We start from the raw sequence: 12,667 nt of genomic DNA on the forward strand, positions 1-12,667 counted from the left end.
TTCTTGCCGTCGCAGGTGTTCTCGCCGACGACAATATCGCTCGCCTCGAGGTAGGGGCACACAAGTCCGCGTTTGAACCCGAAGGCTGACTTGATCAGTGGGCAGAGGTTCCTGGGGATCACCTCTTCGGCACCCTCGAAGTTGAACTCCGCACCCGCGCAGAGACCGACGGATACCCCGTCCACCGCCAGGATGAGCTCCTCGGGCACGAAGACGCAATAGGAACCCACCACGATGCGGCCCTGCGCTTTTGCGTCCATGAGTTCCTTGATCCTGAGGCCGTGCACCTCGCTCATGACGAAGTCGAAATACTTCATCCCTTCGGGACGGTTCTTCTGGGAAAGGAAGATGTCCTGGTATGCACTGCCGAGGACGGAAAGAAGCGCATCATGGCCCTTGAGATCAAGGCCCAGATCGGACCACATTTGTGTGTAATCTGACATGAAAACCTCCCGAAAATAAAAGATCCGGCCACGGATATCCGCGCCGGATCCCTAAGGAGGCATTTTGATGGATTAAGGCGAAGAAACCGCGAACACGGTCACAATGGGAAGCCGCCCGGGCTCCCTGTATGCCTCTCAGCCTGATGTGAAAAATATATTCGCTATCCTGTACATATTCACGTTTCCTTTTTGAATAATAACTAATGTAACTGAATGCCCCGCCCAAAGTCAACCAGTTATGCGAACCACACGGGGGCTGGTACTCCCCTCTGGCGGGGCGCAGCACGAACATGGCTCTCTTCGCCAGACTTGCGGCGACCCGGGCAGGGAGTCCAGCGAAGATTACATGAGAAAAAGAAAGGGCAGGGTGCATGGCCCCGCCCTTTCTTAACCGTTACCGTGTGTGCTGTATATCCGTGGCCCTTGAGAGTCTCAGCCCCAGGGTTTTTCCTTCGCCGCGTTGATACCGGCATTTCTTCCGAAGACGACGCAGTCCACCGTCGCATTTCCTCCGACCCTGTTCGCGCCATGGACGCCGCCGGTGACCTCGCCTGCCGCATACAGCCGCGGGATGACCTTGCTTTCACGGTCTATGACCTGACAGGTGATCCCTTTCGTGTAGATGCCGCCCATTGTGTGATGCACGCCGGCCTGTGTCGGACTCGCATAGAAGGGACCGACACTGACGGGCTTAAGGTTCGCAGGTTTCTTGCCGAACTCCTCGTCTTTGCCCTTCTTTACGCTTTCATTGTATTTGGCGATGGATTCGATGAAGGCCTTTTCAGGGACCCCAAGCTTTGCATTGAGGACCTTCGCGAGTTCTTCCGGCGTGTTTCCCCGGAAAGCGAGACCGTCCTTGATGATCTCCTCGATCATGTTCGGTTTGAACCTCTTGGAGCACTTATCGTCGGCGACCCAGAGCAGCACCTTTTTTGTCTGCTTCAGGACGGCTTCGGCCATAACATCGCGGCGCTGGTCCTCGGCGACGAACCTTTTTCCTTCGAGGTTGACGAAAAGGGCATGATCGACGCCGAGATTTGTCAGAGACCCGTATTTCTTCGTGTAATAGTTACAGGCTATGAGCATTTGAATATAATCCATCCCGAGGACGTCGGCGCCTTCGTTCTCGGCGATGACAATGGCCTCTCCCGTGGCGGTGGGCACGTTCGTGGTCGGAACATCGGGACCGAGACGGGGGTCGTACTTGGAGCGCATAGCGACGTCGGCGCCGAAACCACCGGTTGCCAGGATAACGGCCTTTGCCGCCTTGATGTATATATCTTTGCCTTTTTCGGTGACCACCGCACCCATGACATTGCCGTCAAGGGTTTTCTGCCTGACGATGGCCTTCAGTTTTACATTCATCATGACAGGGATGTTTCTTTTGTCGACCTGGGCTTTGAGTGCCCGTATGATCGAGCCGCCCCTGCCCTTGCCCACGGGGTCGAAGCTCCTGGCCCAGAGGGCGCCGACAGCCGTATAGGGTTTTACGTCGAATTTGACCCCCTGTTTTTCGAGCCACTTGCGTCCTTCCAGGGCATGGTCCGTCATGTATTTCACCTTCTCGGGGTCGCCCCTGAAATCGCCGGCCGCCAGCGTCTGTTGATAGTGCAGTTCGGGGGAGTCCTTGATCCCGTACTTTGCCTGCACGTCGGGTTCCGAACAATTATAGATCCCACTCGCAATTACCGAATTCCCTCCTATCACGCGCGCTTTTTCGATGATCGTGACCTTGGATCCGGCGTCATGCGCCTCAATGGCCGCGGCCAGTCCGGAATACCCGGTGCCGACGATAAGGACGTCTGTGGTCTTGCCCCATTTCTTAGGCGGCGGTACCGCCTCAACCCTGCCCGGCATCAACGCACCGGTCGCCAGTGCTCCTGCCACCGCCATGCCCGTCCCTGCCAAAAACTTCCGTCTGCTAAGGCCGGACCCTACATCGCTGCCAGATCTCCCGTTTTCATCGTCTTTCATAGGTGCCTCCTTTCGACAAATGGATTTTATCTATCTATTATAAAACTACCCGTTGTACTTGTCCAGAATTGTTCACGATCAGCCCTCGTGGCCGAATTTCTTCGTCATTCGGGCTTCAGGCGGCAGCTTAAGATCTTCCCTCCGCTTGCTCTGGCCTGGTTTGTACGGTCGATACGGGTGTCGTATGATGGAACGCCTGTAGCCGCTTTTTTCTGGTGTGTTGCGCCAAATACTGCCGGCGCTCTGTTTATTCGTGACAATGGAGCATGACGAAAGCATGCGCCGTCGCATTCGGGAATTGGAAGGGAAGCTGGGTATTCGACAACAAAGATATTGACCCCGTCCACCCTCCCAGGGACCAGATGGAGGGGGGGTATCTTTGGGGACATCCCTCAGTTTTTACATTCCCTCAGACCGGGTTATCCCCCCCCGTTATGGATCTTGAAGTGAAATCCCCGTCACCTGCGCGTGAAAAATGCTTCGAAATAGCCTCTGAGGGCCATCGCTACCCCGAAAGTGTATGGCCCGGCGTGAGGATAATAGTCGGCGCCCAATGGACCCTTGCTCACACTGTATTTGTAAATATCACTCTTGATGTAGTATTTTCGATAGACGGTGTATTCTCTCCGCTGTTTCGCCCACCGGCTCCCCTGGTATTCGGGCGAATTGACAAACCTCCAGAATACCTGGTAGCGTGAATGAGGGGTGGCGTTCACCTGTGCGGCCCACCCGTTCACCACCGCCTGGCTTTCGGGCTGCCTGCCAAGCACTCCGACATAAAGGGAAGTTACAAACGCAGTCGGTGAACCCCTCCAGGAGATGGCTCCCGGATTCGGAACTGCCTCGGCATCGAGAGCGCCGCAGAGAATAACGGCCGCAATGATGATTGCCATCTGCACGGTATAGTTCTTCTTCATTTGCCCTCCTTGATGGTAATGAAAACATGGGCGCCTTCCGTAATCGTTTCGCGGAAACGAAATCGGCATGCTTGCAACACCACGTCTTCCACCTTGTTTTTATTCATAGAAGACCCTTAAGTATGGCCCGGTTTAAACAGCATACCCGCCATAAAGGGTTATGTCAAGGTCGGGGGAATTCCACTTTATGGGGGAACCCCTGGGGCCAGGCTCGCCGCGTCCCGGACGAAACATATCACCTGCGCCCCCATTCCATGACGCTCCTCTTGAAAGCACTGTGGCGCACGGAATGTAGTCCAGATTACAGAAGTAAATCCTTTGTGGTTGATATAATCGATGGCTTAGCGTAGTTTGTGGGAGTTCAGGTATCGATTAACCTGAGTTCGTGAAATGACATCGAGGAGGGTTTGCAAATGAAAATCAGGTTGTTTGTGCTTTGCCTGGGGATTATCTGTCTTATCGGTCTTGCCTCAACCAGTGCGGATGCCGGACCATGTCGTGGAAACGGCTGGCAGCCGACTTTCGTTCACGACCTGATCACGCCCGACGGTCCGTACTATGTTATGCCAAACGGGTCTTTCGTGAAGCTCGTAGGCATGAGCCAGAGGGAATGGACCAATCACGCATGCAGGCTGATCAGTACGAACGGAGTGCGTAACCGCAGGGGATACACAACATGCAACGACTACACGCGTATCCAATGCGGATGCGACGCCGGCAGCCGATCCAACAACACGTGCGCAAACTTTCTCAGGTTCAAGCGTCATTAAAAGGAGCATAAAGGGGACGTTTAAAAGATTAAATAACGCGTGCGAGTGAGGCCTGTCGTCTCGCTGCATCATCGCTTTTTCTTCCGCGAGACCAGCATTTTCCGGAGATGCTTAAGGCGGGCCAGGCAACGGGAGGCGATGTTGTCGATTTCTTCATCGATCTCGACATGGACGTTCTCCATTTCAGTTCCGAGATCCACCTTCAGCATGCTCGATTTCTGTACGCCAAGCAACTGATAGGGGTATACGCTTCGGTGCCCTGTCATCAAAAAACTCACTGCGCATGCAATTGTCGCATAGGGCGCTATGGCTGTTCCGAAGAGCTCCAGCGCCATAATGCTTGCCGCGATGGGGGTATTTGTCGCTCCCGCCATAACCGAAAGTGCGCCGAGGGCGGCGAAGGTCGCCGGATCCAACCCCAGGACCTTTGCAAATAGCGATCCCGCCGCGGCGCCGATGAAGAATATCGGGGTCACGATACCCCCGCACCCGCCGCTGCTGAACGTGACGCTTGTAAAGATCATTTTCATTATGAAGGCGTACCAGATGATATCTGCGCCGCTCAGCACATTTTCCGTCGTCTTCAGGCCAAGGCCAAGATATTGGGGAGATACGGCAAATGCCAGGCCCACAAGGACAATACCCCCCATTACGGCTTTCAAGGACTCGCCCACCTTTATCCTGTCAACAAGACTCCTCCCTATGCGCAGCGAGTAGATCAGCAGGAACGAGCAGAGACCGAAAAAAAGGCCCGCCGCGACTACCTTGAGCAGGAATGCTTCACCGAAAACCGGCACCACGGTGATCTTGTACGAGAAGTACTGGATCCCGAGTGCGGACGATACATGATAGGCGGTTATCCCGGCGACAAAGGCAGGCATGAGCACATCGTACAGGATGCTTCCGACAGCGAGAACTTCGATCCCGTAGATGGCACCTGAGATCGGGGTGCCGAAAACCGCCGCCAGCCCGGCGCTTATCCCGCAGATGACGAGCTTCCTTCTATCATACTTATTGAGCCTCAGGACGTCAGAGAGGATTGACGAAATTCCGGCGCCTATTTCCGCGCAGGGCCCTTCTTTTCCCGCGGAACCCCCCGTCGCCACCGTCACCACAGTGGCGACAAGCTTCAGCAGGACGGCACGGGGCTTTATCTTGCCGGATTTCTTGTGGACCGCTTCGATCTCCGCGCCCAGGCCTCTCGATTCATCACCTGTCATTTTTCTGATAAGGACGCTGACAAGAAGACCTGCGGGGAGCAAGAGAAAATAATAATGGTACCTTTCCCCGGTTTGGATGCTAAAGTTCAATACTTTCAGAAAAAGTGCCGACGCAAGACCGATGACCGCCCCGGTCAATGTGGCAAGGAAGAACCATTTGGCAATGCTGGCAAATATGATGGATTCTTCTTCAAACTCCCTCTTCATGCCCGAGCGCTCCTCACATGTCAATTTCGCTATTTTATCGCAGTATACTGTTTTTTTACATAGACAAGTCCGAACAAGCCACCAATCGATATACAACGAAGCGGGTGCATTGTGCAACATCGCCGAGATTCTGGACCGGACTTTGCCAGAATGAGGCCGCACTCGCATCATCTTCGGCGCAATCAGCCTTTTCCGGGACGTCTCATGGTTTGAAGGGAAATGTCACCATCTATGAATCGGGAGGGAAGTCCTTAAAATATCAATCGACGGCAGGACCGCAGGATGTCCCCAGAGCTGCCCTATCCGTTTTACCCAGGAAAATCCGGGCTTGGTTGAAAAGTCATTTAATTTCCTGGAAATGTCCCCCGGGCCTCCCCATCTTTGCGGTTCCGCCGGCGACATTTTGCAGCTTTTCCACATTGAAGATCTCGATCATATTCCTTTTTTTCCTGAGGAGGTCCTCTTCTTCGAAGTGGTTGAGGGCGAGGGAGACCGAAACCCTTGAAAGACCTGTCAGGCTTCCAATATCTTCCTGAGTTACCTTTTTTGCGATGAGGATGCCTTTCGGTGTTCTCTGCCCCACCTCCGAGGCCAGTTTGCAGAGCATATGAGCGACCCGGCGGCGGGCATCCATAAAAGAGTCATTTTCGATCTGAAGTATCAGCATCCTGGTTACCCTGGCGAAGGCGGCAATGAGGACGGCGGAGAGCCTGGGATACTTGTCGTTGAGCGCAAGAAAGGTTTCGACGGGGATCACGCGCAATTGCGACGGCTCCAGGGCGGTGGCCGTCTGGAAATGGGGATGACCGTCAAAGGCGGCGGCATAGCCGAAAAGCGTGTTTCTCTCCTGAATGATGACGGTCCTTTCGGACCCGTCTTTACTCAGAAGCGCTATCTTGACCCGGCCGCTTTCGATGAGATAGAACTCGGGTTTGCTCGCATCGCTCTGGATGTAGACCATCTCCCCTGCGGAGTACAACCGCCTCGTTGAGTTTTCGTAAAGCAAGGCCAACTCAGACGGATAATCCTTCAGATTGTCGGTCAGGTAAGGTGAATCAGGCGCGTTTTCTTTGCGTTCCATATCCCCCCTCTTTTTCTCATTCCGGTCTTCTCTAAATCTACCCCCTGTCTGGGCTCCGTAATGTTAACAGGTTAACATAGTCGGCGGGCTTATTGTATAAACCGGTTAGTAGAAAGGGTCCCTTCCTTCATTTATCATCGAGTATGGCGCGAGTCAGGGACCGCCGTGACGGACGGCGAATCCCCTTCCCGTTTCCTTCGCCTGCACGAGTCCCGGGTTGGGACAGGGGTGTTGGAGACCGGTCGCCAGAGGGAAGGAGGTGTGACATATGCATTATTTCGATATTATCTCCATTGTCCTTGGAGTCGGCGTGGTGGCAACCCCGATACTGATTTTGATAGCAAGCCGCCGGAAGCGATGATCTGACCTCCGATTCCGGAGCTGAGATCTATCTTGGTTCACGCAAATACAGCCCGGTTCCGGCCGCAAGATAGGGAAGATGGGGGAATGTGCTTTTTTCTGACTCCGGACATTCCCCTGATTGAGCTCAACCTATCCTGAGGAAGAGATAAAGTAGAAGCCGGGCTCGTCTATGAAACGGTGGATGCTGAGGCCGGCCCCCCGGAGAAGGTCGCGCATCGACTTTTCATCGGGCAGATGGTCATGCATGACGGCATGACAGGACCCGTGGTGCCTGTTGATCCCCTCCGATGAGTCGAAGTGGGACACAACAAGAATGCCCCGAGGTTTCAAAACCCGTGTAAGCGCGGACAGCGCTTTTTCCTTTTCATGAAAATGGGGGAAGCAGGAAAAACAGATGACTACGTCGCAGGAATTGTCATCGAGCAAAGGATTCTCCGCGTCCGCAAGGACAAATCGAATGTTTTTCTCCTCGTGGAGATTACGGTTGACTTCCAGCATCTTTTCCGCAAAATCCAGTTCGTAGAGGATGCCTGTCGATGTAATGCGTTCGAGAATGAGGGGGACCAGTATGCCGGTTCCGCACCCTACGTCCAGTACGTGGTCTGAGGGCTTCAGCGGCAGGAGCGAAAAGAGGCGCTCGAAGTCTCTGGCATGCTTGTCGCAGATACCGGTGCCCCGGTCTGTGTACCATGTGTCAAGCCACTCTTCGGCATGTTCGTTAAAGAATTCCTTGCGTCTGCGATACATCTCATCGGGGGTCATGTTCATGGGGTGCGGTTCCTTTCCTTGAGTTTTGCCATGCGGCGTTTTGGTGAAAAGATGTATGCGGCGGCAAAGATGACCGTAGCCGTGAGGACCACCGACGCGCCGGAGGGAAGATCGAAGATATAGGACACTGCGAGACCGGAAACACAGGCACCGATCCCGGAGGCCGCGGAAATAAGGAAGAAGTGTTTCATGTTGTATGTGAGTTGGAGGGCTGTCGCTCCGGGCTGCACGAGGAGGGCGAAGATGAGCAGGCCCCCCACGGTCGCAAGGTTCGACGACACCACGGCCCCCGTGAGGAAGAGGAGCGCGTAATAGATCATCCTCTCCGGCACGCCGCTCGCCGCCGCGAGGCGCCTGTTGAACAGGACGGAACGGATCTCCTTGAAGAACAGCAGTACAAAAAGCACGAGGACCAGCGTGACGAGGGTCAGCACTGTAATGTCGAGGCGCGACAGCGACAGGAGGCTTCCCCACATCAGGTTGAGGGCGCCCGCCTTTGTCCTGGTGAGGATGCCCATACCGAGAAAGGCAATTCCCATGAGAAAGGAAAAGAGAATGCCCAGCGCGTTCTCGGGGGCAAGGTCCGTGCGGTCCGATAGGGGTCCGAGCACTCCCGCCGCAATCAGGCACATGATGAACCCGCTCAACAGGGGATTGACGTCAAGGAGCATGCCCAGCACGGCACCGGCGAAAGCGGCGTGGGACATGGCCACGCCGATGAGCGGCATTTTCATGAGAACGACGAATACGGAAAGAACGGAGCAGCTTGCCCCGCACAGCACACAGGCAATGGCGGCGCGCAGAATGGGCGGATAGGCGAGTGCGTCGATAAGGCCATCAATCATAGGAAACGAATCTCCTGCCGTTGCGTTTGAAGATCTCCAGCGGATACTGGAACAACCTGCTCAGGGTTTCGCCCGACAGGGCGGTGTCGATGTTTCCATCGAACGCCTTTTTTCCGTGATCGAGGAGGACGGCGCGGTCCATCGCGGCGGGAAGCATGGTGAAATCGTGGGTGACGAAGAGGATCGTCAGGTTTCCCTCCTTGTGGATCTCGTCTATAAGGTTGAGGACCTCCTTCTGGACGGCGATGTCCAGGTTTGCCGTTGGCTCATCCATGAGGAGGACATCGGGTTCCTGAAGGATGGCGCGCGCCAGCGACACCTTCTGTCGCTCGCCGCCAGATAACTGCCCGAGGGGCCTGTGAGCGAGATGGGCCACGCGCATCATCTCCATGAGCCGCATGGCCTCGTCTTTCTCTCGCCTGCCGGGGGAGCGAAAGAGGCCCGTCCGTCCTATCGCACCTGTCATGACTGTCTCCCCCGCAAGGATGGGAAAGGCAGGGTCGATGGGGAACAATTGCGGAACGTAGCCGACGCGAAGCCGCGCCTCGCGAGAGCGCCTGTGGGTTTCGCGGCGCCCAAAGAGGCTGATCGTTCCCTCGAACTTCTCGAATCCCGCCAGGACATTGAGGAGCGTGGTCTTGCCGGCGCCGTTGGGGCCGATGATCCCGACAAGCTCGCCCTGCGACACGACAAGGCTGATATTGTCAAGAAGGAGCACCCTCGTTTTTCTGACCGTTACCCCGTCAAGGGCTATTGATTGCTCGTTCATAATGGATTCATTGCAAAGGGCTGCGCCCTATTTTCGCACAGCGGCGAGAAGGATGTTAACGTTCTCGCCCAGTGTGGTGAGATATCCTTTTTCGGACGGGAAATTCGTGAGGACAACATGGGAGACCTTAAGCGTTTCGGCGATCCCCCTGCCGGCATCCGGCCCGGATTGGAGATTGTCCACGATCATAATGGCCCTGCGGTCCCTCCCGATCCGTGCCAGTTCGACAACGTCCTTCGCGGACATTGCTTCGGGCCTGCCATATTCTCCCACAACACGGAAACCCATACACTCCAGGGGTTCTTTTTGCATGGAGGATGCGATAACGGGTTTTCCGAAGATTCCCGCCTGCTTGATCTCTTGAAGGAGCGTGCCCGTTTCCTGTCTTACCCGGCGGATGGCATCTTCCTTCCGGCGGGCTATTTCACCTTTGTCTTCGGGGAAACGCTCTGAAAGTCTGTCGGCAAGCAGCCCCAGGCCGTATATGTATGAATCGGGTGCCATCCAGTTGCGGTTTCCCGCATCGACAACGAGGCGCACCCTGTCATCCAGCCCCGCCTTGTCCATGAAGGACAGGCCCGTGAAGGAGACATTCAGGGCTGCTGTTTTCATTTTCTCGATATCCTTCAGTTTTACGTCGTAATGTCCGGGGCATTGCCCCGCGGGAAGTATGGCCGCGACGGAATAGCGGTGGGCAGGCAGCAGGGAGGTAACCATGTCCGACAGGATGGTGTCCGACGTCACGATGATACGCGGGCTCCGGACGCTGGCTCTCCCGGGATCGTCGGAACATCCGGCTAAAAGGCATGCCAGGACCATTACCGCAACAAGGCAGAGCCACGTTTTCCTCATCCGCATATGTTGTTTCACCACGATCGATGATCGTTCCGCAAACACGGTACTCTCCTTATCTGCCTCAAAAAGGCAGGTTTAATTGAACTTCAGGCTGAACCCCGCAAAAAAGGTTGTTCCCGGCATGGGATAGCCCCTGGCATATTCATAATCCTTGTTGAAGATGTTGTTGACGGCAAAGAAAATGTTCGAGTCCTTCAACCTCAATGATGTGTAGTCGAAACGATAGCTCAACCGCGTATTGACAAGGGTGATGTCGTTGAGTTTGTCTTTGCCGGTAAGTCGAGGGGTATTAAAGGTGCCACCCCGCGAGAAAGTGCCCTGATAGAGATTTCTGAGGTGCTGCATGTCTGCGAAGATCTGGAAGTTGCTCAGGAATGTCCACCTGGCCCCGGTCTGGAACTGGAAGCCGGGGGTGTAGGGTATGTGGTTGGTTTCCACACCATCGGCCCCCTTGGCCTCGGCTGTCAACCAGGTGGCGGCGGCGAAGAATTCAAGGTTTGTTGCGGCGGTCACCGTACCGGTCAACTCCAGCCCCTCGATCTCGTAATGGCCGACATAATCATTGAATTGGGTTGGGATGGCGGGTCCGCCCATATACGCCAGGAACCGGTCTTTTCCCTCGTCACGAAAGACCGTCGCACCCAGCGTGGCTATTTTCGGCCACGAGTGGGTCAGGCCCAATTCGTAGTGGTCCACCACTTCGGGCTTAATGTTCTTCCAGTACTGCTGTGCATTGGCGACGGGTGCGTCGGTGCGCACCATGTTCATCAGCACGATCGGGGAGGGATAGTTGACGCCGCGGGAATAATTGATGTTCAGGTCGGTATTGGCGTATCCCATCACCAGGCCGGCCTGGGGCGCCGTCTTGTCCTTGAATTCGTCGTGGTTGTAATAGCGCAGCCCCGCTGAAGGGGTAATGTGAAAGCTCTCCGGTCGGCCGAATGTATGGCTCGCGGCAATATAGGGAGACAGGAGCCTTGTGTCGGGAAAATCCCAGACCCGTCTGGCCTTGCCGCCGTTAACACCGGCCGCCCCCGCTCCGCTGGGTGCCAGCCCGCTGTATGTCTGCTGTGTGTTCTTGAGTGTTGTCATATCAAGGTCGGTCCCGACGAGAACCTCGCCGCCGGGCCACAGATGGAGTTTCTCTTTTGCCCGGGCCCCGTAGAGGGCGACCTTCTGCCTCGACCAGAGACCGCCGGTGCCGTTGCCGTAGGGGCTGCCGTTACTCAATTCCTGCAGCAGGTCAAAGGTGGTGTCGTTCCAGTAGCCCTTGATATAGCCGCTGGCACGGTCGTATTCGTGGCCGAGGGTGAACGTGGCGAACAAGGTGTCTGTCTTGTAACGCTCTGCGCCCGGATAGCTTACCCCGTTGACTGCATCAGGTATGCTGTCCGGCATGGGGGCCTCTGTCTTGCCGTTCACCTGGTTGATAAGAAATCGCATGTTCCAGTTCCTGGTGATCTGGTAACCGGCATTGGCATAAAGGTTCTGTTGATGGGAAGCGGAATTGCCGCGGCTGCCGTCCGTGCCTGCCCAACTCTGGGATGCGTAGATGTCCAATGGTCCTTTCCTGAGACCGGCGGAGAGGCTCTCGTCAAATGTACCGTAACTCCCGCCGCTGAAGCCGAGCACCGCCTCCTGCCCCTCCTTTTTCATATACCTGGGCATAACATTGACTGCCGCATAACCGCTGCCGAACTGGGCCGGCTGCGGGCTCTTGTAGATCTCCATCCCCCCGATCGTGGAAACGGCGATGCCATCGCCCAGCACCTGGCCGAATAATCCGCCAAAGCGGGGTACCCCATCAAAAAGGACAACGATATCGGAACTGGGGTGGCTCGATCCCCGGCCGCGAATGTAAAGACTGTGACTGGTCTGGCTGCCCATAAGGTTTTTACCCTGAGACATAACCCCCGGCACATCACGCAGGGTCGACTGAAAGTCGTAGGAGTTCTGCTGCTCGATCTGTTCTTCAGTCACCACATTGTACCGGGTGCCGTAGCGGGTATCGACGGGTGTGACCGGGTTGTCGTAACGGGTCTCCGTGACTGTGATCCTGTCGAGAACAAGCTTCTTTTCGTCAATGTGACCCGCCTCCTTGTCCCCCCCCGTATCCTTGGCCCATGCGGGCGCGGCAGCCAGCAAAATGAGCAAAGCAAGACTGATCGCAATTCTTCCGCTGTTGTTCATCATATGGTCTCCAATTGTCTCCACCACCGGTTAGGCTTTCTTTCACGCTCTGTCGACAGGTGTCTTTATACCGTTATCCCCGACGTCATCTGCGGGCCCGACAGATTTCCAGGCTGCAGCCGTGCTACTAACTTAAGAAACGTAGCATTGAGTGCCCCATGCTGTCAATATAAGATTGTCTGCGACGATGGCCGGGCCCATGACCGGACCATGAAATTCCATCCGTCCAGATTGAGTTCCGCGGTTGTGGGAAGGAGCACGGAGG

The 12,667-nt window shown here is 55.5% G+C and carries 11 protein-coding genes; 1 reads left to right on the forward strand and 10 read right to left on the reverse strand.

Annotation, left to right across the window (positions count from 1 at the left end; genetic code table 11):
* The 3 genes from PHC90_03685 to PHC90_03695 all read right to left on the reverse strand — a co-directional run.
* Window positions 1-443 (reverse strand): 2-hydroxyacyl-CoA dehydratase (locus PHC90_03685; protein ID MDD3845442.1); only part of this gene is annotated, 443 nt, incomplete at its 3' end.
* A 432-nt stretch (window positions 444-875) separates the two neighbouring features.
* The gene (locus PHC90_03690; GenBank protein ID MDD3845443.1) at window positions 876-2,417 is read right to left on the reverse strand and encodes a flavocytochrome c; all 1,542 of its coding nucleotides are present in this window, start codon (window positions 2,415-2,417) and stop codon (window positions 876-878) included.
* Between the two features lie 458 nt (window positions 2,418-2,875).
* Window positions 2,876-3,334 carry a DUF4214 domain-containing protein gene (locus tag PHC90_03695; protein ID MDD3845444.1) on the reverse strand — a complete coding sequence of 153 codons (459 nt, stop codon included), beginning with the start codon at window positions 3,332-3,334 and terminating at the stop codon, window positions 2,876-2,878.
* A gap of 413 nt (window positions 3,335-3,747) precedes the next feature.
* On the opposite strand from PHC90_03695, the gene PHC90_03700 reads away from it, so the two are divergent.
* The gene (locus tag PHC90_03700; GenBank protein MDD3845445.1) at window positions 3,748-4,104 is read left to right on the forward strand and encodes a hypothetical protein; all 357 of its coding nucleotides are present in this window, start codon (window positions 3,748-3,750) and stop codon (window positions 4,102-4,104) included.
* 68 nt (window positions 4,105-4,172) lie between these two features.
* Here PHC90_03700 and PHC90_03705 read toward each other — a convergent pair whose 3' ends face one another.
* From PHC90_03705 to PHC90_03735, 7 genes are all read right to left on the reverse strand, one after another.
* Window positions 4,173-5,531 carry a chloride channel protein gene (locus PHC90_03705; protein MDD3845446.1) on the reverse strand — a complete coding sequence of 453 codons (1,359 nt, stop codon included), beginning with the start codon at window positions 5,529-5,531 and terminating at the stop codon, window positions 4,173-4,175.
* 340 nt (window positions 5,532-5,871) lie between these two features.
* The gene (locus PHC90_03710) at window positions 5,872-6,612 is read right to left on the reverse strand and encodes a Crp/Fnr family transcriptional regulator (GenBank protein ID MDD3845447.1); all 741 of its coding nucleotides are present in this window, start codon (window positions 6,610-6,612) and stop codon (window positions 5,872-5,874) included.
* A 492-nt stretch (window positions 6,613-7,104) separates the two neighbouring features.
* Window positions 7,105-7,743 (reverse strand): methyltransferase domain-containing protein, encoded by a 639-nt coding sequence (locus tag PHC90_03715; GenBank protein ID MDD3845448.1) that lies wholly within the window; start codon window positions 7,741-7,743, stop codon window positions 7,105-7,107.
* The gene (locus tag PHC90_03720; GenBank protein MDD3845449.1) at window positions 7,740-8,588 is read right to left on the reverse strand and encodes a metal ABC transporter permease; all 849 of its coding nucleotides are present in this window, start codon (window positions 8,586-8,588) and stop codon (window positions 7,740-7,742) included. Before PHC90_03720 ends, PHC90_03715 begins: the two co-directional genes overlap by 4 nt.
* Window positions 8,581-9,357, reverse strand: a complete 777-nt coding sequence (locus tag PHC90_03725; GenBank protein MDD3845450.1) for a metal ABC transporter ATP-binding protein — start codon at window positions 9,355-9,357, stop codon at window positions 8,581-8,583. Before PHC90_03725 ends, PHC90_03720 begins: the two co-directional genes overlap by 8 nt.
* A gap of 27 nt (window positions 9,358-9,384) precedes the next feature.
* Window positions 9,385-10,254, reverse strand: a complete 870-nt coding sequence (locus PHC90_03730; protein MDD3845451.1) for a zinc ABC transporter substrate-binding protein — start codon at window positions 10,252-10,254, stop codon at window positions 9,385-9,387.
* Between the two features lie 33 nt (window positions 10,255-10,287).
* Window positions 10,288-12,405, reverse strand: coding sequence for a TonB-dependent receptor plug domain-containing protein (locus PHC90_03735; GenBank protein ID MDD3845452.1), 2,118 nt, complete (start codon window positions 12,403-12,405; stop codon window positions 10,288-10,290).
* Window positions 12,406-12,667 lie beyond the last annotated feature (262 nt).

Source organism: Syntrophorhabdaceae bacterium, assembly GCA_028698615.1.
Taxonomy (GTDB): domain Bacteria; phylum Desulfobacterota; class Syntrophorhabdia; order Syntrophorhabdales; family Syntrophorhabdaceae; genus Delta-02.

Coding starts and splice junctions, on each gene's coding strand:
- PHC90_03690 (MDD3845443.1), bottom strand. CDS start 2,417: ATGAAAGACGATGAAAACGGGAGATCTGGCAGCGATGTAGGGTCCGGC.
- PHC90_03695 (MDD3845444.1), bottom strand. CDS start 3,334: ATGAAGAAGAACTATACCGTGCAGATGGCAATCATCATTGCGGCCGTT.
- PHC90_03700 (MDD3845445.1), top strand. CDS start 3,748: ATGAAAATCAGGTTGTTTGTGCTTTGCCTGGGGATTATCTGTCTTATC.
- PHC90_03705 (MDD3845446.1), bottom strand. CDS start 5,531: ATGAAGAGGGAGTTTGAAGAAGAATCCATCATATTTGCCAGCATTGCC.
- PHC90_03710 (MDD3845447.1), bottom strand. CDS start 6,612: ATGGAACGCAAAGAAAACGCGCCTGATTCACCTTACCTGACCGACAAT.
- PHC90_03715 (MDD3845448.1), bottom strand. CDS start 7,743: ATGAACATGACCCCCGATGAGATGTATCGCAGACGCAAGGAATTCTTT.
- PHC90_03720 (MDD3845449.1), bottom strand. CDS start 8,588: ATGATTGATGGCCTTATCGACGCACTCGCCTATCCGCCCATTCTGCGC.
- PHC90_03725 (MDD3845450.1), bottom strand. CDS start 9,357: ATGAACGAGCAATCAATAGCCCTTGACGGGGTAACGGTCAGAAAAACG.
- PHC90_03735 (MDD3845452.1), bottom strand. CDS start 12,405: ATGATGAACAACAGCGGAAGAATTGCGATCAGTCTTGCTTTGCTCATT.